This is a genomic window from Thermosyntropha tengcongensis (assembly GCF_055381335.1).
On the sequence record NZ_AP042437.1, the window covers coordinates 996,006 to 1,018,329 of the forward strand.

At 39.6% G+C, this 22,324-nt stretch carries 19 protein-coding genes and 1 tRNA gene; 15 read left to right on the plus strand and 5 right to left on the minus strand.

Translation table 11 applies throughout. The annotated features are described in order from the left end of the window. The first annotated feature begins 10 nt into the window (after window positions 1-10). The gene (locus ACZ42E_RS04780) at window positions 11-646 is read left to right on the plus strand and encodes a DUF47 domain-containing protein (protein ID WP_464893306.1); all 636 of its coding nucleotides are present in this window, start codon (window positions 11-13) and stop codon (window positions 644-646) included. Between the two features lie 58 nt (window positions 647-704). Here ACZ42E_RS04780 and corA read toward each other — a convergent pair whose 3' ends face one another. Next, window positions 705-1,682, minus strand: coding sequence for a magnesium/cobalt transporter CorA (corA, locus tag ACZ42E_RS04785; RefSeq protein WP_464893307.1), 978 nt, complete (start codon window positions 1,680-1,682; stop codon window positions 705-707). Window positions 1,683-1,943: 261 nt separating this feature from the next. Between corA and ACZ42E_RS04790 the strand changes: the two genes are divergently transcribed. From ACZ42E_RS04790 to ACZ42E_RS04835, 10 genes are all read left to right on the plus strand, one after another. Further along, window positions 1,944-3,956 carry a transglycosylase domain-containing protein gene (locus ACZ42E_RS04790; RefSeq protein ID WP_464893308.1) on the plus strand — a complete coding sequence of 671 codons (2,013 nt, stop codon included), beginning with the start codon at window positions 1,944-1,946 and terminating at the stop codon, window positions 3,954-3,956. A 111-nt stretch (window positions 3,957-4,067) separates the two neighbouring features. Further along, complete coding sequence (locus tag ACZ42E_RS04795) at window positions 4,068-4,760, plus strand: AzlC family ABC transporter permease (RefSeq protein ID WP_464893309.1); 693 nt, start codon at window positions 4,068-4,070, stop codon at window positions 4,758-4,760. Beyond that, a complete protein-coding gene (locus ACZ42E_RS04800) occupies window positions 4,747-5,076 on the plus strand; it encodes an AzlD domain-containing protein (protein WP_464893310.1) in 330 nt (109 codons plus the stop codon). The genes ACZ42E_RS04795 and ACZ42E_RS04800 overlap by 14 nt, the downstream gene beginning before the upstream one ends. Before the next feature lie 21 nt (window positions 5,077-5,097). Beyond that, on the plus strand, window positions 5,098-5,928 hold the full coding sequence (locus tag ACZ42E_RS04805; protein WP_464893311.1) for an MBL fold metallo-hydrolase: 831 nt from the start codon (window positions 5,098-5,100) through the stop codon (window positions 5,926-5,928). A gap of 26 nt (window positions 5,929-5,954) precedes the next feature. Beyond that, window positions 5,955-8,387 carry a Lon protease family protein gene (locus ACZ42E_RS04810; protein ID WP_464893312.1) on the plus strand — a complete coding sequence of 811 codons (2,433 nt, stop codon included), beginning with the start codon at window positions 5,955-5,957 and terminating at the stop codon, window positions 8,385-8,387. After that, on the plus strand, window positions 8,381-8,701 hold the full coding sequence (locus tag ACZ42E_RS04815; RefSeq protein WP_464893313.1) for a hypothetical protein: 321 nt from the start codon (window positions 8,381-8,383) through the stop codon (window positions 8,699-8,701). The genes ACZ42E_RS04810 and ACZ42E_RS04815 overlap by 7 nt, the downstream gene beginning before the upstream one ends. A gap of 81 nt (window positions 8,702-8,782) precedes the next feature. Then, a complete protein-coding gene (locus tag ACZ42E_RS04820; protein ID WP_464893314.1) occupies window positions 8,783-10,504 on the plus strand; it encodes a methyl-accepting chemotaxis protein in 1,722 nt (573 codons plus the stop codon). Between the two features lie 53 nt (window positions 10,505-10,557). Next, the gene (locus tag ACZ42E_RS04825; protein ID WP_464893315.1) at window positions 10,558-10,734 is read left to right on the plus strand and encodes a DUF2197 domain-containing protein; all 177 of its coding nucleotides are present in this window, start codon (window positions 10,558-10,560) and stop codon (window positions 10,732-10,734) included. A gap of 15 nt (window positions 10,735-10,749) precedes the next feature. Continuing rightward, window positions 10,750-11,502 carry an alpha/beta hydrolase gene (locus ACZ42E_RS04830; RefSeq protein WP_464893316.1) on the plus strand — a complete coding sequence of 251 codons (753 nt, stop codon included), beginning with the start codon at window positions 10,750-10,752 and terminating at the stop codon, window positions 11,500-11,502. A gap of 14 nt (window positions 11,503-11,516) precedes the next feature. Continuing rightward, complete coding sequence (locus ACZ42E_RS04835) at window positions 11,517-12,140, plus strand: IMPACT family protein (protein ID WP_464893317.1); 624 nt, start codon at window positions 11,517-11,519, stop codon at window positions 12,138-12,140. Window positions 12,141-12,548: 408 nt separating this feature from the next. Here the strand turns inward: ACZ42E_RS04835 and ACZ42E_RS04840 are convergent. Next, window positions 12,549-12,623, minus strand: a tRNA-Arg gene (locus tag ACZ42E_RS04840). An 82-nt stretch (window positions 12,624-12,705) separates the two neighbouring features. Then, window positions 12,706-14,106, minus strand: a complete 1,401-nt coding sequence (locus tag ACZ42E_RS04845) for an MFS transporter (RefSeq protein ID WP_464893318.1) — start codon at window positions 14,104-14,106, stop codon at window positions 12,706-12,708. Window positions 14,107-14,233: 127 nt separating this feature from the next. Between ACZ42E_RS04845 and ACZ42E_RS04850 the strand changes: the two genes are divergently transcribed. Continuing rightward, entirely contained in the window at window positions 14,234-14,533 is a 300-nt protein-coding gene (locus ACZ42E_RS04850) for a hypothetical protein (protein WP_464893319.1), read from the plus strand. Between the two features lie 43 nt (window positions 14,534-14,576). Here ACZ42E_RS04850 and spoIIP read toward each other — a convergent pair whose 3' ends face one another. After that, on the minus strand, window positions 14,577-15,515 hold the full coding sequence (gene spoIIP, locus ACZ42E_RS04855) for a stage II sporulation protein P (protein WP_464893320.1): 939 nt from the start codon (window positions 15,513-15,515) through the stop codon (window positions 14,577-14,579). A gap of 85 nt (window positions 15,516-15,600) precedes the next feature. Next, window positions 15,601-16,881: an adenosylhomocysteinase gene (locus ACZ42E_RS04860; protein WP_464893321.1), complete on the minus strand. Its 1,281-nt coding sequence runs from the start codon at window positions 16,879-16,881 to the stop codon at window positions 15,601-15,603. A 139-nt stretch (window positions 16,882-17,020) separates the two neighbouring features. Here ACZ42E_RS04860 and ACZ42E_RS04865 point away from each other — a divergent pair, with 139 nt between their 5' ends. The 3 genes from ACZ42E_RS04865 to ACZ42E_RS04875 are packed head-to-tail and all read left to right on the plus strand — an operon-like array spanning window position 17,021 to window position 22,314. Next, a complete protein-coding gene (locus tag ACZ42E_RS04865) occupies window positions 17,021-18,202 on the plus strand; it encodes a glycosyltransferase family 4 protein (RefSeq protein WP_464893322.1) in 1,182 nt (393 codons plus the stop codon). A 26-nt stretch (window positions 18,203-18,228) separates the two neighbouring features. Then, window positions 18,229-19,788, plus strand: a complete 1,560-nt coding sequence (locus ACZ42E_RS04870) for a 1,4-alpha-glucan branching protein domain-containing protein (protein WP_464893323.1) — start codon at window positions 18,229-18,231, stop codon at window positions 19,786-19,788. A gap of 18 nt (window positions 19,789-19,806) precedes the next feature. Continuing rightward, window positions 19,807-22,314: a hypothetical protein gene (locus tag ACZ42E_RS04875; protein WP_464893324.1), complete on the plus strand. Its 2,508-nt coding sequence runs from the start codon at window positions 19,807-19,809 to the stop codon at window positions 22,312-22,314. Window positions 22,315-22,324 lie beyond the last annotated feature (10 nt).

The window sequence follows — 22,324 nt, forward strand, 5'->3', positions numbered from 1 at the left end:
CGTATGAAGGGTGAATGTTTTGCAGCTATTTGGACGAAAAGATAAGGAACTCTTTTTGCTGTTAAGTGAAAGTGCCAGGGTAGTAGTAAGAGGTGGAGAGATTTTAAGGGAAGTAGTTTATGATTACCGGGATTTAGAATTAAAATTGGCCAAACTTACCGCTCTGGAACATGAAGGTGATCGTATTATTGAAGAATTGGTAAGAAGGCTCAATACTTCCTTTATTCTTCCTTTTGACCGGGAGGATGCTTTTGCTCTGGTACAGTCGTTGGCTGTTGTTTTAGACTACATAACAGGAATTATCGACCGCATGATATTATATAAAGCTGGAGAACCTGATGAAAGGGTAAAAGAGATGGTAGATGTATTGCTGGAAGCAATTAAGCTGCAGGAAAAGGCTTTTAATCTTTTGCATGGAGTAGAGCAGAACAAAAAAGAGATAATTGAATGTTGTGAAAAGATAACTGGCCTTGAAAGAAAGCAGGATAACCTGTATAGAAATGGATTAGCTGTGTTGTTTGAAAATGAAAACGATGCCATGCAGATAATAAAGTGGCGTGAAATTTATGAACATATTGAGATGGCACAGGATTATGTGCAGGATGTGGCAGAACTTTTAAGTGGCATAGTAGTTAAATATTCATAAAATCAAAATATAAAGCCTTGCATATAAAAAGAACATGCAAGGCTTTTATATTTCTTCATTAGAGCCATTTTTTGAGGCGGAAGGAAAACAGCATTCCTAGTGATAAAGCTATCATACCAATTAATATATACCATACAGTAAGCGGGTTTGCCTGGCCAGGCAGGTCTACATTCATGCCATAAAATCCGGTTATAACCGTAAGCGGCATCATAATTACTGATATAATAGTCAATACTGTTATAATTTCACTGGTTCTGCCGTTGATTATTGAATAATAGGTCTCCAGGGAGCTGTTTACCAGTTCGCGATACGCATTGGCTGCATCGATTATGCTGTCCAGATGGTCTACCAGGTCCAGGTAATATGGTATATTTTCCTCTTTTACAAAAAATGAATAACGGCCATTTATGTTGCTGAAAATCCTGCGCTGGGGGATTAAAACTTTCCTGAGCAGAATGATGGTCCTTCTTAGAGCCAGTATTTCTTCTGTTATTTGCCTTCCGCGCAGTATAAATATATCGTCTTCTAATTCATCTATACGTTCTCCCAGTCGTTCGATGATGGGAAAATAGTCGTCTACTATGTTGTCGACGATGGAGTAGAGAAGATATTCAGGACCGCGATTCATTAAAGTAGGTTCTTTAAGCGATATACGTGCCGCTTTACCCACTGCGGAAAGGGCAATAGGATGAATGGTTACAATATAGTTAGGCCCCATGAATACATCAAGTTCGATGCTGGTTATCTCATCTTCTTCCAGAACATCTTCTGAATACCTAAGAGCATGAAACACAAAAAAGTGATAGTTGTCATAGCGGTCAAGCTTGGCACGGGGACTGCTCTGCAGGCAATCTTCCAGTGCCAGAGGGTGAAATCCAAAAATATTTCCTATATAATGAAGTTCGTTGGGAGTACAGTCATAGATATCTATCCATAAAAGGCTGTTGGGGGAAGCTAAAAGCAAATCGAGCTGGCTTAAGTCTACATCGTGGTACATTTTGTTTTCTACATAGTTGTACCAGTAGGTTTTGATCATGCTAAAATCCCTCCTTATTTAAGAGGGTCAGCCATTAACCTGGTGGTATAATGCAACCCTCCTTGTTTTTGTATTGATCGGTTATTTAAATACCGCGATCGGTAATCAGGTATAGGGTCCATTTTACCACCACCTTTTTTATCATTTCTCAACACCTTATTATATACTATATGGTTATTTTTCGTCAAAAGGGAGAAAGTAATTCTGGTTTAAGGATAAAATTTATAAAATTTGGGTAATTTAGGAATTAGGAGGGGTTATATGCGTAAATTATTGATTTTTTTAGTTTTTCTGATTTTACTAAACAATTTAAGTGGCTGCGCTTTGGTGCTTCCGCGGGCGGAAGAGCCTGAACCTTCTATAGTGTATGATATAAATGGTCAGCCTGTGGAAGGGATAGCAACGCAAAACAGGATAAACCTAAACTTTAACCAGATTCCGCCTTATTTTATACAGGCAGTTATAGCGGTGGAAGATAAAAACTTTTATAAACATCATGGAGTAGATTTGACAGGAGTTATAAGGGCGGTTTGGCTTAATTTAAAGGCGAGAAAAATTGTGGCAGGAGGAAGTACTATAACTCAACAAACTGCCAAAAATCTTTATTTAACCAATGAAAGGACTTTAGCCAGAAAAATCAAGGAACTTTACTATACTTTTCAATTGGAGCGCAAATACAGCAAAGATGAAATTCTAACTATGTACTGCAACAATGTATATTTTGGGCATGGTGCTTATGGGCTGGAAGCAGCAGCGCGCACTTTTTTTGCCAAACATGCTTCTGAGCTTACTCTGGCGGAAGCAGCTCTTTTGGCTGGGCTTCCCCAGTGGCCCTCCTATTATGATCCTTATCAAAATCCAGAAGCTGCTAAAAAAAGGCAGGAAACTGTTTTGCAGAGAATGCAGGAGGAAGGATATATAACTGAAGAAGAAAAAAATGCTGCTTTAAGCGAAAAACTGGTATTTCAAAAATCTCCCTATATAAGCGGAGAAGCTTCTTATTTTGTGGCTCTGGTAGAAAAGTATATAAGCCAAAAATATGGAGAAAGGGCGATGGCCACAGGCGGTTTGAGGATATATACTACTCTGGATCTTGATTTGCAGAGGGCAGCTAACCGGGCTTACCAGAATGTCATGAGATATAGAACACCTGAATTACAGGCAGCTCTGGTGGCCATAGATCCGCAAAATGGACAAATAAGAGCCTTGATAGGGGGAAGAGATTTTACCACCTCACCTTACAACCGCGTTTTTGCTAAAAGGCAGCCGGGTTCTACTTTTAAGCCTTTTATGTATTCATTAGCTATTGAATCAGGGTTTACGGCGGCTGATATGGTAATGTGTGACAGGGTACAGTTTAAGATGGGGGATGGGACCTTTTACGTTCCGAAAGACTATGGGAAAATACCTTATCATAACCGGGAATTTACTTTAAAAGAGGCGGTCATGAAGTCGGATAATGTAGTAGCTGTAAAGGTTAATGATATGCTGAATCCTAAAGTTACGGCAAGGTATTGCGAAAGGTTTGGGTTTAAGAATATCAGACCGGTTTTGTCTTTACCCTTAGGATCAAATGAGGTTACTCCTTTGGAAATGGCTGCCGGGTATTCTGTTTTTGCCAGCGGAGGTTTTTATCATGAACCTGTTTACATTTTGCGTATAGAAGATAAAAGGGGAAGGATTCTGGAAGAAAACAGAAGCCGGGGAAAAAGAGTTATATCGGCGGAAAATGCTTATATAATTACCAATCTGCTTAAAGGAGTATTGGAGCCTGGAGGGACTGGAGCCCACTTAAAGGCTATAGCTGGCAGCAATGCAGCCGGGAAAACTGGAACTACTGATGAATACAGGGATGCCTGGTTTGTCGGTTATACTCCCAAAATCTGTTGTGCTGTTTGGGTAGGATATGATGACGGCAGGAGCGTGGGTTTGCCAGGAGGCAGTATAGCAGGACCTATATGGGCTAATTTTATAAGACAGGCTTCTTTTAAGCTGGGCAGGAATGATTTCAAAAAACCAGCTGATACAGAGATTGTAAATATGTGTTTGGATACCGGGCTTATTGCTACTGAATTTTGCCCGCGCACATCTTTTACCGCTTTTGTAAGAGGGACAGCTCCTTCTGAGGTTTGTTATATGCATATGTATAATGAAGAAACAGAAGAGACCGAGGAGAATAAAGAAGCTCCTTCTGAGGAGGAAAACAACCAGCCTGAGGAAAATGAACCTGCTGAGCAGGGTGACAACAACAATCTACCTCCGGAAAATATATAGTTAAGGAAAATATAAATTTTAAATAATAGCAAACATGTCTAGCTTATATGTGGCCTGGATGCTAAAATTTTATTATATGTGACATATTAAAAGCTGTACGGGGAGAGAAAAATGCAGAAGGAAGAATTATGGGAAGGGATGAAAGACGCGTTTCCTATTGTATTAGGTTATGTACCATTAGGTTTTGCTTTTGGAATACTGGCAAGTGAGGCAGGCATGTCAGTTATCCAGGCTACAGCTATGTCTATTTTATGTTTTACAGGAGCTGGACAGTATATAGCTATTGGAGTAATGAAAGCAGGAGGAGCAGTTGCTACTGCAGTAATTGCTAATATTTTGGTCAATATGCGCTACTTTTTGTTTGCCACTTCTCTGGTGCCTTTTTTAAAAGATAATGTGCCTAACAAATGGGCTACCCTTCTTTCCTACGGGCTTACAGATGAAACTTATGCCGTAGCTTTTAACCATTATAAACAAAAAGCGCCTACGGTTTCTTATATGGCAGGGTTGAACCTAACTTCCCATTTAGGCTGGATAACAAGCACTTTTATAGGTGCCTTATCAGGTTCTCTTATTGCCAATACAGATAAAATAGGCCTGGGCTTTGCTTTACCTGCTATGTATACCTGCCTTTTAGTTCTGGTCATAAGCAAAAAGACTGAGCTTATAGTGGCCCTTATGGCTGCAGCTTTGTGCTTATGTATAGGATATATCTGGCCTGTTTCCATGCACAATCTGTTTAACATAATAATAGCAACCATAGTTGCTGCCACTATAGGGGTGATTATAAATGGGAAACACTGAAATATGGATAATGATTATTGGAGTATCGATAGTGAGCATACTGCCCAGGATTTTGCCGGTGGCTTTTTTCTCAAGATTTGAGTTTCCCGAAGTTTTAAAAGAGTGGCTTTCCTATATAGCCCCTGCTGTTCTGGGGGCTTTGACGGTGCTGAGTGTAATGGCACCTAAAGGGTTTATTGATTTAAGCCTGCACAATTACTATGTTTGGGCTTTTATTCCTACCATTATAGTGGCTGTAAAAACCAAAAGCCTTTTTTTTACTTTGCTTACAGGTATTTTAACGATGGCAGTTATTTATAATTTTTTTATGTTTTAAAAAGGATATGGGGGGATTCAGATGGCTGCCAAGGTTACTATTCTGGTCGAAAATACTGCACCGGTACCTGAGTTGATAGGGGAATATGGCTTTGCTGCCCTGGTAGAATATGAAGGGGTTAAATATCTTTTTGATACCGGATCTAATAATGCTTTAATGAAAAATGCACAGCTCCTGGGGGTTGATTTGAGAGAGATAGCTGGTGTAATAATAAGTCACGGCCATTTTGACCATACAGGTGCTCTGCTTCCGGTAATTGAATCAATTCCTAATAAAAAGGTATATGCACACAGGGATATTTTCCTGCAACGTCCTCTTGTGCTGGGGCCGGGGATTTTTAGAGAAATAGGATGTAAAGTTAGCCAGGATGAGCTTATAAAGAAAGGGGCAGAATTGTATTTTATTAATGAATTTACCAGAATAAATCCAGGGGTTTATTTAACAGGTGAAATACCCAGAGAAAATGATTTTGAAGATGTGGGCGGCAGTTTTAAGGTTAAAGCTGGTGATGAACTGGTAGATGATAAATTATTGGATGATATGGCTTTAGTTATAGATGACGAAGATGGTCTTATAATAATAAGCGGTTGTGCCCATGCAGGAATGATTAACACTATCGACTATGTGATGCAAAAAACCGGTAAATCCAAAATAAAAGCTTATATAGGCGGAACTCATCTTATGAGCGCTTCCAGGGAGAGAATAGATAAAACGATAGCCAGGTTAGAAAATTATGATATTGAGAAAATCATAGTTTGCCACTGTACAGGTTTTTATGCGGCATCTATTTTACATACCAGGCTGGGTTATAAATTAATAAAGGGAGAAACGGGCATGATATTTACATTCTAATGTAATGGTTTTGGGGGTGTTTATATTTGGAGAATAGTAAATATAAAATAAAAACCAAAGATTTAAGAAAAAAATGTAATCCGGGTATTTTTAAATTTAAGAGTACTGCTGAACTAAAGCCTCTTTCGGGAATTATTGCTCAGGAAAGGGCTTTAAAAGCAGTATCCTTAGGAATAGATATTGACCATCCAGGCTATAATGTTTATCTGTCTGGAGCGGTAGGCTGTGGCAAGATGACTCTGGCCAGACAGGTTCTGAAAAACAAGGCTAAAAAAGAGCCAGTGCCTTCTGACTGGTGCTATGTATATAATTTTAAAAATCCTGACATGCCAAAGGCCTTGGAACTTCCTGCCGGACAGGGCAAGATTTTTCAAAAGGCAGTTGCTGAAAATATTGAGAAGATTATAGATAGTATGATTAAGGCCTTAAACAGTGAAGAATTTGAAAATAAAAAAAATCAGATATTAAACAGCTTCATGGAAGAAACCAACCGCCGCTACCTTAAATTGGAGGAAGAAGCCAGGACTTACGGTTTTACGATAGCCAGGAATGAAGGTGGAGTAACTACCATCCCCCTTAAAGATGGCCAGATAATGAGCCAGGAAGATTTTATGCGTCTTTCTGATGAAGAAAGAGACGAGATAATGAAGAAGGGAGCGATGGTACAGGAAAAATTAAATGAAGCTTTGCGGCAGTACCGGGAACTGGAGAAGAATGTACGTGAACAGATAAAAAATTTGGAAGATGAAACGGCCAGGGAAGTTATTCAACCTTATTTTAAGAAGCTGATAGAAAAGTACCAAAATTTTTCCGGGGTTGTAGCATACTTAAAAGATATGCAGGAAGATCTTCTGGAAAATAAAGATAGTTTTATAAAACATGATGATTCTCCTTTGGGCTTTTTTACTCATGTGAGCAGGAGGAGCTTGCTGAGGAGATATCAGGTCAATCTTATAGTTGATAATTCCCATCTTAAACATGCTCCGGTGATTTTTGAAAAAAACCCGACTTATGCGAATCTTTTTGGACAGATTGAGTATGAAGGCGAATTTGGGATATTGTCTACTGATTTTTCCAAGATAAAGGCAGGAGCTGTACATAAGGCTAATGGAGGGTATCTGGTATTAAATGTAGACGATATTTTGAACAATTTTTATATCTGGGATAAGCTGAAAAAGGTTATAAAAAACCAGGAAATAACTATTGAAAGCATTGGCAAGATGATAGGTATAACGAATACGGAAACCCTGCAGCCGGAACCTATTCCCTGCCGGGTAAAAGTTGTTCTCATAGGGGAACCTATATACTATTATCTCCTTTACAACTATGATAATGATTTTCAGAAGCTTTTTAAAATCAGGGCTGACTTTGATACAGAAATGGAGCGCAGCCGCAAACATATGTATGATTATGCCCGTTTTGTTTGTTCAGTATGTGAGAGCAAAGGTTTGCGGCATTTCACGCCGGAAGCTGTAGCGCAGCTGGTTGAATATGGAAGCAGGCTGGTGGAACACCAGAATAAACTCACTACTTTGTTTAATAAACTGGAAGAGATAATATATGAAGCTGACTGCCTGGCCAGATATGATAATTGCGAACTGGTTACCGGGGAACATGTGAAAAAGGCTATCGAAGAAAAAAGAAACCGTTCTTCTATTTTGGAAGATAAGATTCAGGAGTATATAAAAGAAGGTACTCTGCTTATTGATACTAGAAGCTGGAGAGTGGGAGAAATTAACGGCCTTGCGGTTTATGAACTGGGAGATTACAGTTTTGGCAAACCGGTAAGGATTACTGCCAAAACTTTTATGGGGGAGAAAGGATTAGTAAATATAGAAAGAGAAATACATTTAAGTGGAAGCATTCACAGCAAGGGGGTACTTATTTTAAGCGGTTTTCTGGGAGCCAAGTATGCCCAGGATAAGCCGTTATCCCTTTCGGCAAGCTTAACTTTTGAACAGAGTTATTCAGGTATTGAAGGGGATAGCGCTTCCAGTGCCGAATTATATGCCCTGCTGTCAAGTTTGGCTGAAGTTCCTATTTATCAGGGAATTGCAGTTACCGGTTCGGTAAATCAAAATGGAGAAATACAGCCGGTAGGGGGGGTAAATCAGAAAATAGAAGGGTTTTTTAAGGTTTGCAAAGAGCAGGGATTGAATGGAAAACAGGGGGTTATTATTCCCAAACAAAATATAGCTCAGCTTATGCTGGATGAAGAAGTTATAGAGGCAGTAAAGGCTAAAAAATTTAATATATGGGCAGTGGAACATATCGATGAAGGACTGGAAATATTAACAGGCATGCCGGCTGGCAAAAAGGATAAGAACGGGAAATATCCTCCTGGTACTGTACATTATTTGGTGGATAATAAATTAAGATCCTGGAGCCGCAAGCAGAATAGGGTTCCTAAAACAGAAAATAAAGGGAAAAAAAGGGTTCACAGGAGGAGTGAATGGTGAATGCGCGGGGATTTATATATCTTCTGATAACTCTGGTTCTGGCTTTTCTTTTGAGCAGCAGCGGATGCAGTGCTGATTTTTCCAAATGGGAAATGAAAAAAAAATCTAAACCGGAGCTTATTAAGGTACAGATAGTTTTTACCGATAATCAGTCCTTAACTGGTTATATAAAAAGCCTGGGGATTGAAGAAGATGCCAAGGTATATGTAGGGGGGGCTTCGGTAAATTATCTTTATGATAAGAACGGCAATATTATAGGTTCCTATAATTACCAGCGGGTACTCTATATAAAGATTTTGCCGGAAAAAGAGTGACATAAATAGACGGTTTTTGTATATAAGATAAAGTAAGATATTAATAAAATGGGATATTTTTTAGGAGAGGGGAGAAAAGGGGTGCAGGGATTTCTTGACTGGTTTGAAAGGTTTTTGCGCATATTTGATGTAAGATTAAGGCTTATTGCTGCTTTTACGCTGGTTTTGGCAGGAGTAACCGGCTTGATGGGGATTTATGCTACTTATATTATGGGTGAAAAAATGATGGCTGCTGCCGAAGAAAAACTAAAGTCAGATTTGGCTTTAGCCCACGAACTGATTGACCAGAGATATCCCGGAGACTGGGAAATAATTGATGGCAAACTTTACAAAGGAAATGTACTTATGGAAGAAAATTATGAACTGGTTGACCAGATTGGCAGGGTTACCGGTAATACGGTGACTGTTTTCAGAGGTGACACCAGGGTAGCTACCAATGTCATGCGGGATAACCAGCGTATGATTAATACGAAAGCGGCTGATTATGTTGTTGATACGGTTCTCAAACAGGGAAAGCCTTATCTGGGAGAGGCAGATGTAGTAGGAATAAAGCATTTCACTGCCTATGAGCCGTTAAAAGACAAAGATGGCAATATAATAGGCATGTTCTATGTTGGTATCCCGGCGGAAACTTATGATAATATGGTAGCCAGATTCAGGTTAAATATGATTGGCTACTCGGCTTTTGGGATAGCCATAGGCTTAATAGCTGCTTTTCTTATCTCTTATACTGTTTATATGCCTTTAAGGCGCATAGGTGAAGCGGTGGCCAGAACCAGTGAAGGAGATCTTACGCACCGGATACCGGTAAGGGCCAATGATGCGCCTGGCAGGCTGGCAGCCAGGGTAAATGTAATGATAGACAGAATAAGTGAGTTAATTGGCAAGACGAAAGAATTGAGCACTACGGTAAAAGAATCTAGTGAAAGGCTGCTTGAAAATTCCCGGATGAGTTCTTCACTTATGGAAAAAATGGTGGCCAAGGCTGAGGAAATGAGCAGCAATGCTGCTGAGCAGGCCAGGCTTACTGAAAAATCCAGGATGGCCATAACTGAAATGTCAGGTGCCATAGAACAGCTGGCAGCCAATGCAGGAGAAGTTTCTTCCTCAGCCATGACAGCTAATGCTAAGGCAGAAGAGGGAGGAAACAGGATAAGGGAAGCTATAAACCAGATAAATGCCATAAAGGATGCAGTTGATCATACCGCAGAAATAGTGGAAGGCTTGGGAAGAAAATCTCAGGAAATAGGGCAGATTGTAGACCTGATTACCAGCATAGCTGACCAGACTAATCTTTTAGCCTTGAATGCGGCGATTGAAGCTGCACGGGCTGGAGATGCCGGAAGAGGCTTTGCAGTAGTTGCGGAAGAGGTGCGCAAACTGGCAGAGGAATCAGGAGAGGCAGCCAAGAAGATAGCTCAATTGATCAGAGAAATCCAGAATGAGGCGCAAAATGCAGTAGCATCTATGCAGAAAGGAACCCAGGAAGTAAATAACGGAACCGGGATAATTGCCAAAGCAGGAGAATTTTTCGGACAGATAATAAGTGCGGTTTCCGTGGTAAATGAACAGATACAGGAGATATCTGCAGCCAGTGAAGAAATGGCAGCCAGTGCCGAAACAGCTATAGTAGCCGTTGAGGAAACCACCAGAACAGCAAATAATAATGCTCAGGCTGCCCTGGAAATAAACAGAATAGCCGAGGAGCAGATGGCGGGGGTCGAGGAGATAAATGCAGCCATAGAGCGGCTTGATGATATAGTAGCTTCTTTAGAAGAAGCTATGGCTTATTTTAAAATTTAGCTATAATACTCATAAAAGGAGAGGCAGCATTTTATGCGGGGAGGGAATGTGCAATGAATCAGGTGCAGGCCAGATGTATTATGTGCGGTAAAACTTATAATGTAGCGGAAGATCACAAAGATTATCCTAAACTTGTACAGGCCAAAGATGCAGTTTTTGTGTGCGACCTCTGCAATTATAAGGTGCGGTATGATAGCGAGGAAGAACAAAAACCTAAGAAACCTATGTAGAAGGTGCTAAAATTTATGGAAAAAATCTGCATAAAGGATGGAGAAAAAGAGATTAAGGCATATATTAATATATTTCCTGCTGCCTCTCATATGGTAGTGGTATGCCACGGCTTTCGAGGAAGCAAGGAAAATGGCGGCAGGATTTTTGATTTTGCTGACAGCTTACAGGAAGCTGGTTTTGCCGTTTTGGCTTTTGATTTTACAGGAAGTGGTGAAAGTCCGGGGGATTTTGCCAAAGTTACTTTAACCAGGCAGGCAGAAGATTTAAAAACAGTTATAAATTATGTAAAGAAAAATTTATCTCTTCCGATAATTCTTTTGGGTCGAAGCTTCGGAGGGACTACGGTTCTGGCAGGAGGAACAGGAGAACCGGATGTAAAAGGCTTTATTCTATGGTCAGCACCTGTTTTTCTCCACCTGACTTTTGCCGGACTTATACCTCAAAAGCAGTATAAACTTTTAAGGTCGGGGTATGAAATAGAAATAGCTGATGAAAGCGGGATTTTTAAATTAGGCCCGGATTTGATAAGAGATTTTAGCAATCATGATATGGATAAATATATCGAGAATATTGGCAGAAGACCAACTTTGATCATTCATGGGGAAGAAGATAAAGTTGTTCCTCTAAAAAATGCTTTTTATCTTACCGGTAAAATACCTGTCTGTACCTTGAAGGTTTTTCAAGGAGCCGATCACAAGTTTATTAATGATTATAAAAAACGAGAATATTATACTATAAATTGGCTTAGACAAAACTTCCAGATATAAAGCAGGGATAGTTTATGTCCAGTTTTTATACCATTAAATCAGAGAAAGTTAGTGAGCTGGTTATCAAAAAGTCGCGTTTTATTGCCTGGGCAATTCCAGTTAACCACATAGAAGAAGTTGGCGATTTATTGGCAAAAGCTCGCCAATTATGGCCAGGTGCCAATCATTATTGCTATGCTTATATACTAAGAAACCCTCCTCAGGAGAAATACAGTGATGATGGTGAACCCTCCGGAACGGCGGGATTGCCTATATTAAATATAATCAAGTATCATAATCTTACTAATGTGCTGGTGGTGGTAGCACGATATTTTGGCGGAATCCTTTTAGGAGCTTCTGGTTTAGTAAGAGCTTATTCATCGGCTGCTTTAGATGTTTTGGAAAAAGCAGAAAAACAGCTTTTTGTATTATGTCAGAGGCTAGGGATTGAAACGGATTATGTTTGCTGGGGCAAAATAGAATATTTATGTAATCAAGAAAATGTATTTATTGATAAGGTTGTATTTGATGTTTCGGTTAAGGCGGATTTTTTGGTTCCGCTGGATAAAACAGAAAAATTTAAGAAAAACCTGGTGTCAATTTCCAAAGGAAAGGCAATAATAAATGTCTATGAAACTGAATACTGTGCAATTGGATAAAACGGCTCCTTCATAAGGGAGCTTTTTTATTTAAAGAGGAGAAAAAAGCCTACTGCCAGAAAATAACTCAATGTAATCATTCCCAAAGAACCTGCCAGGGTCTGTAAAATTTCTTTTTTAGTAAAATTTTGAAACATAAGTTCGCCACCTCCGCAAATTAAAGAACTAATGTTCTTGAATAGAAGTATAATATCAAACAAAAGTTCTGTCAATGTTTTTATTATAATATTATTTATTCTTGTTCCAAAATATTCCATGTATTTGTAAATGGCGAACTAAGATGGGAATTTTAGAACGGGTTCTGATTTTGTGGAGATTGAGGCTGCAGGCAGGATGAAAAAATAAAACCTCTGCAGAGTACCAGTACTTTTTGCAGTACCTGCAGAGGTAAAGTCAGCCATATAAAAATGGTACGCCTGAGAGGAATCGAACCTCCCCACCCGGCTCCGGAGGCCGGCGCTCTATCCACTGAGCTACAGGCGTACATCGCGATATAAGTATAACAAAAAAAAGAGCAGAAGTCAAAATAAGAGAAGGCAAGATTTTTAAAAAAACTTTTTGATTATCATGATATTGATTCATTTTTGGTAATCGAGGATGCGCTATGGCGATATTTACGTGTGAATATGGATGTAAAAAGTCCCAGCAAGTTTATTCCAGATGAAACTATATACACATAGTGTAATGCTTTCGCATAAGCGAGATTATACGATGTCGATAGTCTAAAATGATTTAGCAAAAATATGAATATACTTACTGATATTGCTATTCCTAAAGAAAAAGAAAAATTGCGGACGGTAGATATAAAACCTCCTGTGTAGCCTGATTTCTCAGGGGGGACTGAACCTAATATGGAACTGTTGTTGGGGGAGCCGAAGCTTCCCATCCCTATGCCGAGCATTATGAGACCTGTTATAGTCAAGGGGAGGTCAAGATTTAAGGTGGAGCAGGCAAAAACGGCATGGGCAGCAGCTAACATCAAAAAAGAGATAGATGTTAGAGGCATAGCTCCTATACGATCAGAAAGATTGCCCGCTATGGGAGCAATGAGAGCCATGATTACAGGAGGAATAGTCATTAAAAATCCAGAGTGAGCCGGGGATAAGGAAAGTATGTTTTCAAAATAAAAAGGCAGCAGAAAAACGACAAAAGTTTGGGTAGTGTAGGCCAAAAGTGCCATTATATTACCAGCGACAAAGTTTTTATTATTAAATAGTTCGAAGTCAAGCAGAGGGTTAGGTATTTTTCTTTCGAGAAAAATAAATAAAGAAAATAACAGCAGGCTGCTTACTAAAAATATGCCGTTTATTTTCCCACCTGCTGACAGGGAAAGCATGAAGAGAATAAGAGACAAGCTGAGGATTATGGTACCAGTTATATCTTGCCTTTGACCAGGGTTATTTATTTGAGGTGCCTTAAAAAATTTTTGTGCCAGGTAGAAACCTGTAAAGCCTATAGGAACATTGATAAGAAATATCACGGGCCAGGGGAAATTGGCCACCAGAAGACCTCCCAGACTGGGGCCCGTCATATTACCTATTCCTACCATGCTGGCAGTAAATCCTAGTGCTTTGCCTCGCTCATTAGGTGGAAAAGTAGTAGATACTATGGCCATACCAGTTGCCATCATCATACTTGCACCGATAGCTTGAATTATACGGGTACCGATCAGAAGATAAAGGCTGCGGGCCAGACTGCAGAGCAGAGATCCTGAAGCAAAAATTAAAAAACCGCAGGCATATATTTTATGCCTCCCTACTTGATCGCTAAGCTTCCCAAAAAATAGAAGAGTAGCTGTTATTACCAGCATATAGGAGGTTACCAGCCATTGTATCTGAGATAATGATACAGAAAGGCTTTTAGCAATGGTAGGATTGGCAATATTTAAAATACTTCCATCCAGGGTAGACATAAAAATTCCAATATTTACTATAAACAGTACCTGCCATTTATATTTAAGGCGCATTTTTTCTCTCCCCGAATATATGTGATTTCCCATAATATTAAGATTAACAGAAAAAAAGCAATTCTAAAACCTATATGTATGAATAATCATGTATAAAAATAATAGTTTTTAAAGAAGGAGAAAAAATATGCAGGAGGTAGCATCTCTTCTGCTTTTGGCGGTTTCCGCGGAAGCTATATGGGAAACCCTGCTGATGGTTAAATCAAATGGAGGAATAAATAAGGAAAGGTTAGGAGCCATAATTACAGGTGTTATACTTGCAGTAGCGGCTCAGGTAGATTTTTTCAGGATTATGGGTGTACCCCTTATGATACCTTATCTGGGGATGGTTTTTACCGGCATAATAATATCAAGAGGAGCTAATTTTATTCATGATATCATTAAAATAACAGAAGCCGTCAAGATAAAAAACAAAGCTCAAATTTAAAGGAGTCCTTTGTTTATATGCGGACTCCTTTAAATTTTGCTCTTCAGGAACGGTCTTCATTGCGGAGAATATGGATAAGTATATCCCCCAGGAATTTCATGCTTTCTTCTGCCTCTTTCAGGCTGTTTTGTTCGGTACCTACTTCAAATAGTAGAGCAGTGGGGTATAAGTCTTGATTGTAATCTCCTTTCCCTATAAATATCCCGCGCAGGAAGCCAGGATATATTTTATCAGCTGCTGCTTTTACCCGGCGAGCATAATCCAGATTCACCTGCATGTTGGGGTTAGACCTTCCTATAACTATCATTACCCGGGCGACCTGGGTGTCTTTAATATTGGCCTGATAGGCGGAAAGGGGGGCTGAATCCCGGTGTATGTCTAAAAGGGCATCCGGACCTTTTTTAACCAGATCAATGGCAGTACGCCGGGAACGATGATAAGCATTGATATCATGCGGATCATGGGCATTTAAACTGTGATACACCTTTATCCCTGGTTTTTCCAAACGTTCTTTTAATGCTTTTCCCACCTTGAATATATCTCCATCTGCTCTTTTGCTGGAGGTACCAGAGGTGGGAATGTATGATTCATCACTATGGGTATGATAGATGGCTACTGAAATATCAGAAAAATCGGGTTTAAGAAGTTTATCAGGAAGAAAAAGGGAAGCAGCAGGAATATCTCTTGTATCGGCAGAGATTTGGTTTTTTACCACAGCAACTGCTTCTTTACCTTTTACCGAGGTTACTACATAGTGGATATTTTGTTCATTAATGTATTCATCATTTTTGTATATTTTGATACCTGTTTGTAGTACTATATTACCCTCTGTATCCCGGATGGTGTAATAATCAGTGCTGGATGCAAATTTAGGCACAGATAAGTTTTTGTTCTGGTTTAAGTTTAAAAGATAGGCAGCTGTCAGTATAACAAATAGAATAGCAAAAAATCCTGTAATATAATATTTTTTTTTCCTATCCATAAAAAAACCGTCCTTTGCCTTTATAGTCAATAATTATTATGGACAAAGAGACGGTTTTTATGCAGTTTTTATTGATGATTAGATTTTAATCTATGTCCCAGCTGGCCAGATATTCTTTTTGTTCTTCGGTTAATTCGTCAATTTCCACATTTTCAGACTGAAGTTTCAAGCGGGCAACTTTCTGGTCAATTTCCGCTGGAACATTGTAAACATGGTTCCCCAGTTTGTCACGGTTTTGAATTACATAAACCAGGGATAGAGCTTGCAGTGAAAAACTTAAATCCATAACTTCAGCTGGGTGCCCATCGCCGGCAGCCAGATTTACCAGGCGTCCTTCTGCCAAAAGATAAAGTTTTCGGCCATCAGGCATAACAAATTCTTCGATGTTGTTTCTAACCTTACGCACACTGGTAGCCAGGCTGTATAAATCTTTTTTACTTATTTCTACATCGAAATGGCCGGCATTGGCAAGAAGAGCACCATCTTTCATTACCTCAAAATGTTCTTTGCGGATTACATTTATATTTCCGGTTACAGTTATAAATATATCGCCTATTTTGGCAGCTTCTCGCATGGGCATAACCTGGAATCCGTCCATAATAGCTTCATTGGCTTTTATAGGATCTATTTCGGTAATTATAACTTTAGCTCCCATACCTAAAGCCCGCATGGAAACTCCTTTTCCACACCAGCCGTAGCCTACCACTACTACATTTTTACCGGCTACTACCAGGTTGGTGGTGCGATTGATACCGTCCCATACCGACTGTCCCGTGCCATAGCGGTTGTCGAAAAGATATTTCATATAGGCATCATTTACTGCCATCATGGGGAAAAGCAGGGTATTTTCTTTGTCCATAGCCTTAAGCCTTATTATTCCAGTAGTAGTTTCTTCACAGCCTCCAATAATAGTTTTTGCTTGTTCCCGGCGGTCGCGGTGCAGAATAGTAACCATATCAGCTCCGTCATCGATAATAGCATCCGGCATAGTATCCAGGGTGTATTCCAGATATCTGTGATATTCTTCCGGTGTTTCACCATGTACAGCATAGACGGTTATGCCGGAATCGACCAGTGCCGCAACCACATCATCCTGAGTAGAAAGGGGATTGCTGGCACAAGCAACTACCTCTGCTCCAGCTGCCTGTAAAGTCTGAAGGAGATAGCCGGTTTTAGCTTCCAGATGAAGGCAGCAGGCTACTCTTTTGCCGCTCAGGGGCTTTTCTTTAACGAATTCTTCCCGCAGGATATTGAGTACCGGCATACGATGGCTTACCCATTCCAGTTTTTTATAGCCTTCCGGAGCCAGGTCAGGGTTTTTAATTATAGACGGCCTTATTTCTTTAGTCTTCAAGATGGCGTTCATCAATAAACCTCCCAAGCTTTTTTAAATATTATTTTTAAAGGTTTGCTTTGCTTATAAAACATTATAAGCAAAAAGCCTTACAATAGAAATAATAATCTGGTATATTATTAAAAAATATATTGTGAACGAGGGGATTAAGGTGAAGGTACTTATGTTCAGCTGGGAATATCCTCCTCACATGGTGGGAGGCCTTGGACAGCATGTCTTTGATTTGAGCCGTTTTTTGGTGAGGCAGGGGGTTGAAGTTTATGTGATAACTCCTTCTGCACCGGATTGTCCAGCTTATCAAAAGGAGAACGGGGTACATATTTACCGGGTTGGAAGACCAGCTGCTGAGGGGGAACATTTTAAATCCTGGATTTTTTCTTTTAACAGTGAAGCTATCAGGGCGGCAGTATGTATAAATGACCAAATAGGCGGTTTTGATATTGTACATGCCCACGATTGGCTGGTAGCTTATGCTGGAAGATCGGTAAGCAAGATTTTTTCCCTCCCTCTGGTAACTACCATTCATGCTACCGAGCATGGAAGAAATCTGGGCCTGCACAATCGCATGCAGCTTGAAATCAATGAAATTGAAAAAAATCTTGCTCTAGAGGCGGATCAGGTAATTTGCTGCAGCAGATATATGCAAAATGAAGTAAGCACTCTTTTTGGAGTTAAAAAAGAATCCATTCACGTCATACCTAATGGGGTAGATCCCGAACTTTTTCAGAAACTTCCCTCCGTATCAGAGTACAGTTATGTAGGTGAAAACGAAAAGGCGGTAGTTTTTTTAGGAAGACTGGTACCGGAAAAAGGGGTTAGAGAGCTTATTCATGCTTTTGACAGAGTGGCTAAAGAAGTGCCTGATGCCAGGTTGTATATAGGTGGAAGAGGACCGCAGAGAGAATTTCTGGAAGAAGAAGTTAGAAGATTGCAGCTGCAGGAAAAAGTTGTATTTACTGGTTTTATCGGCATTGAAGACCGGAATTTGATTTATAAAAAGGCAAGTTTGGCCGTATTTCCAAGCCTTTATGAACCTTTTGGCATTGTAGCTTTGGAAGCTATGGTTACCAATACTCCGGTAATCGTGGGAAATGTGGGCGGTTTGGCTGAGATAGTTGAGGATGGGGTCACCGGCTTAAAGGTTAATGCCTGGGAAATAGAGAAGCTGGCAGACGCCATGGTAAGGCTTCTTACTGATGATTTTTTGGCGGAAAAGCTCAAACGTAATGCCAGTCAGAAGGTAAAAAATGTTTACAGCTGGGAAGCCATCGCCAGATCTACGATTGGTGTATACAGTGAAGTTTTAAAAGTAAAACAGAAGATTATCTGCTAATTTTTCTGGCAAGGGAAGTGCAAAAAGTGGATGCGCGAATAATGCTGGTATTACACAGTCATATTCCTTATGTTAAAAGACAGGGCAGATGGCCTTTTGGTGAGGTATGGCTTTTTGAGGCGATGGCTGAAACTTATATCCCTCTCTTAAGAAGTTTTCTTCGCCTTTATGAAGAAGGGGTAGGAGCACCGGTCACTATAAGCTTAAGCCCTACTTTAATGGAACAACTTAATTCCAGATATATAAAAAATGAATTTATAAATTATCTGAAAGCATGTGAAGCTAGAGCTTTGGAGGATGAAAGATACTTTGTTTCCTGCGGGGAAAAGAAATTAGCCCAAACAGCGTCTATTTACCACCGGTTTTATAAGGATATACGAAGAGATTTTATTACTGATTTTAACTGTGACATTTTAGGAATAATTAAGGAAATGCAGGATAAAGGGTGTATAGAAGTTTTAGCCACTGCAGCTACCCATGCCTATTTGCCTGTACTGGATCCCCAAAGTGCTGAAGCCCAGATTTTCTATGGCAAGAAAATCTATGAGAAGTTTTTTGGTGTTGAACCTAAAGGGTTTTGGCTTCCAGAGTGTGGATACCGTCAGGGATTAGAAGATATGCTGATTAAATATGGTTTTAAATATTTTTTTGTCGACAGTCATGCCATAGAGGGAGGCAAGCCTTTAGGGATATTTAGCGGAGATATTCTGGAAGAAGAGATGAAGATTGAAACTTTTGCGATAACGGGTTTAAGCACCTATCGTCCTTATAAACTTAAGGATCGGGATATTACAGTTTTTGGACGCAATGCTCTGGTAAGCTACCAGGTATGGTCAGCAGAATTCGGATATCCCGGGGATGAAAATTATCGTGAATTCCATAAGCATTTTCCGAGATCAGGTTTAAAATACTGGCGGGTTACTGATAGATTAAAGCCTCTGGACAAAAAAGAAGTATATGATGCTTATAAGGCAGAAAAAAAAGCTAAAGAACATGCCCAGCATTTTGTAGGGGTTTTAAAGCGGACTATAAATGAAGCCCAGAAAATAGGCTTTAACAGACCGCTTATTGTGGGTTGTTACGATACGGAGCTTTTTGGACACTGGTGGTGGGAAGGGGTTTACTGGCTGGAAGAAGTAATACGAGGCTTATACTTAAACAAACTTAATATGGTTTTACCGTGTCATATGGAAGCTCCCCGCTATGAGGCAGAGATTTTCGATTCTTCCTGGGGAATGGGCGGTAAACATTATGTATGGCAGAATAAAGAAACTGAATGGATGTGGCAGATTATTGCCAAAGCCAACCAGGAATATGAAGCAGTTGCCCATGTGGAAATTAAAAGTGAATTGGGTGAAAGGGTTAAAAAACAGGCTTTAAAAGAATTAATGCTTATTCAAAGCAGTGACTGGTTTTTCATGGTTACCAACAACCTGACTAAAGATTATGCTTTAAAAAGGTTTTTCGAGCATTACACAAAGTTTTTGCGGATAGTAGATGCGATCAAAAACAAAAAAATAGATACCGGATTTGCTGAATGGTTTGCCAAGGTAGAGTATGAAGATGATTTGTTTAATTCTTTATAGTAGGGCGGAGGTCGTTTTATGAAAGGCTATGTAGCATTTTGCCCCCATTTTCACCAGCCTCATTTTCAATTGTATAGAACGCGGGAAGAAGCATATAAGAACTCTTATCTGCCCTGGCTTAACCTTTTGGAAGCTTTTGCAGATAAAGAAGGGTTTTTTATAAATCTGCATTTTTCGGGTCCTTTTCTGTACTGGGTAAAAAGGGAAAAGCCTGAATTTGTTTTGAAGATAAAAGAACTGGTGCAAAAGGGAAAAGCAGGCATCATCGGCGGCTTGGCCGATGAGCCTTTTGTACAGCTTTCTTCACGCCGGGATGATTTTTTTTATCAGATAAAAAAATATGAAGAACTTACCCGTGAGCTCTTTGATATAGAGGCTGATGAGTGGCAGGGAATACATATTGTGGAACGGGAAGGCGGGGAATTTTTGCTCCAGGAATTGAGTTATGCAGCAAGAAAGCTGGGAGCCTTTCCTCTTTATTACCTGGATGCTGAAACTTTTTATAATTCCTATTTTGCCTATCCAGGTTCCGAAAGTGACTATTGCTTAAAACATTTTGGATTTAAGGATCCTTATTCCAGGACTACTGTAAGCCATATCCCCCAGGAGATGCTTTTTTTTGCTCTGCGTGATGAGATTGGAGGCCAGGAATATTTTGCTCTCCCTGTACACAGCAAGTATCGATATCACCTTTTAAAAAGGGGGGCTTTTACGCATGAAGATAAAACCGTTACCAGGCCGGCGCATTATTATTTTTATATAAAAGATGCTCTGGAAAGAGCCAGAGAACTTAGTAAAAAATGGGGAAAGGTGATAGAACCGGTTCTGGTGATATTTGAAGATGCCGAAAAGTTTGGCCAGTGGAGCAAAGACCCCGTGGGAGATGCTGAATGGCTCAAAGAGTTTTTCCATTTGGTTTTGCAGGATGAAGAACTTGCTTTTACAGGTATTAAAGACTATGTTTTATCACAAGGATTTTTGGATACTTATCCGGTAAGAAGCAGCCACAGTTATACGGAATGGGAAAACTGGACGGCTAAAAGAGGAATAAGGGGAGTAGTCTTTGGTGATGAAAGATTAAGATTAGTTTTGAATCGTTTGCGCGATTTGGAAGAAAAACAGTTAAAATTTGAAGATTATGTTATCGAGTTTTTTAGCGGTAAAAACCTGGTTTTACCTGAGAGTATGCGATATATGCTTAAAAATGCCGTATTAAATTCAGCAGAAAGATACGAAATAGTTAAATGTATCTTAGAACAGTATTTTTCCCCTGATCTGGCACATAGCTATGAACTTATAAACCGGGTACGGCATGTAGTTTATCAGGAAGACCCTAAATGGGCCAGCCGTCATCCGAGCTATGGTTCATCACCTTATTATGACATGCAGGGATTGACGTATTTATTAATGGCAGAAAGGCTTCTGCAATATATTACCCATAATTTGCCTTTAATGCAGGATGCAGGATATTTAGAGATAAAAGATTGGGATTATGATGGCATAGACGAAATAGTAGTAAGGAATGAGGCACAGGTTTTAGTTATTGATCCCGCTGGAGGATGTATAAGTTTTCATCAGGTTATAGATGATGAGGCAATTGATAAGGCGGAGATAATCAGGGGAATATTGGAACGTGATATAGATAGTGTAGTTCCCTATAATGACATATACAGAACAAGTATTCCTTTAGTTTTTACAGAAACCGAAAGCAGTTTGGCCTGTATGTTCTATCGTGAAGGTGGCAGGAAAGAAGTATGTCGGCACAGTATGCGCTGTGATATATGGCTGGAGAGCGAGGGAAAATCCAGGATTGTAGGGAATTTTGCCCATGCCTGCTATACAATTTCGGAGATTGAAAAAGGGGAACAGGGAGTAAAAATAAAGCTGGTTGCAGAGGAGAAAATAGTGCTGGAGGATGGAGATGAATATAACATAGCTTTAAGTAAGGAGTTCCTGGTAAGTAAAGGTGAAGTAAAATGCGTTATAAATGCTTTCTGTAATCCAGAAAATAAAAAAATAAAGATTTTTTTAATACCTGAGATTGTAACTTCAGCTTCTCCTTCTGATGAAATAGAATTTAAGCCTCACGCCTGGCTCAAGATTGTCCCCCAGGGAGAAGAAGAGATTTTATACCATATAGAAGAAAAACAGCTGCGGGAAGGAGATAATATAAGTCTGATAGATGAAAGCTTTGTTTTCAAAAGGCCAAGATGTATAAGTTATTATTGCCAGATAAAGAGTGCAAAAGGGGAAAGTTTTGTTAACAGGGTAAATTACGGATTTTCAGAAGTTGAAAACATGGAAAAGGTAGTCTTAAGCCCAGCAGTAAAAAATTATTATGAAGGATATGTAAATGATGAGCAGAGCAGGTTAGGTTATCATACTTCAGGCTTAGCGATAAGGCCTAAAATATCCTTTAAGAACGGAGAAGCCTGTTTAAAGGTTGAGATATCCTGGCAGTTTGATGTACACCTGCAATCTGACGAAAGAGAAAAAGTAGTAGAATTGCTAGCCTACCAAAAATAATCGAGATAGG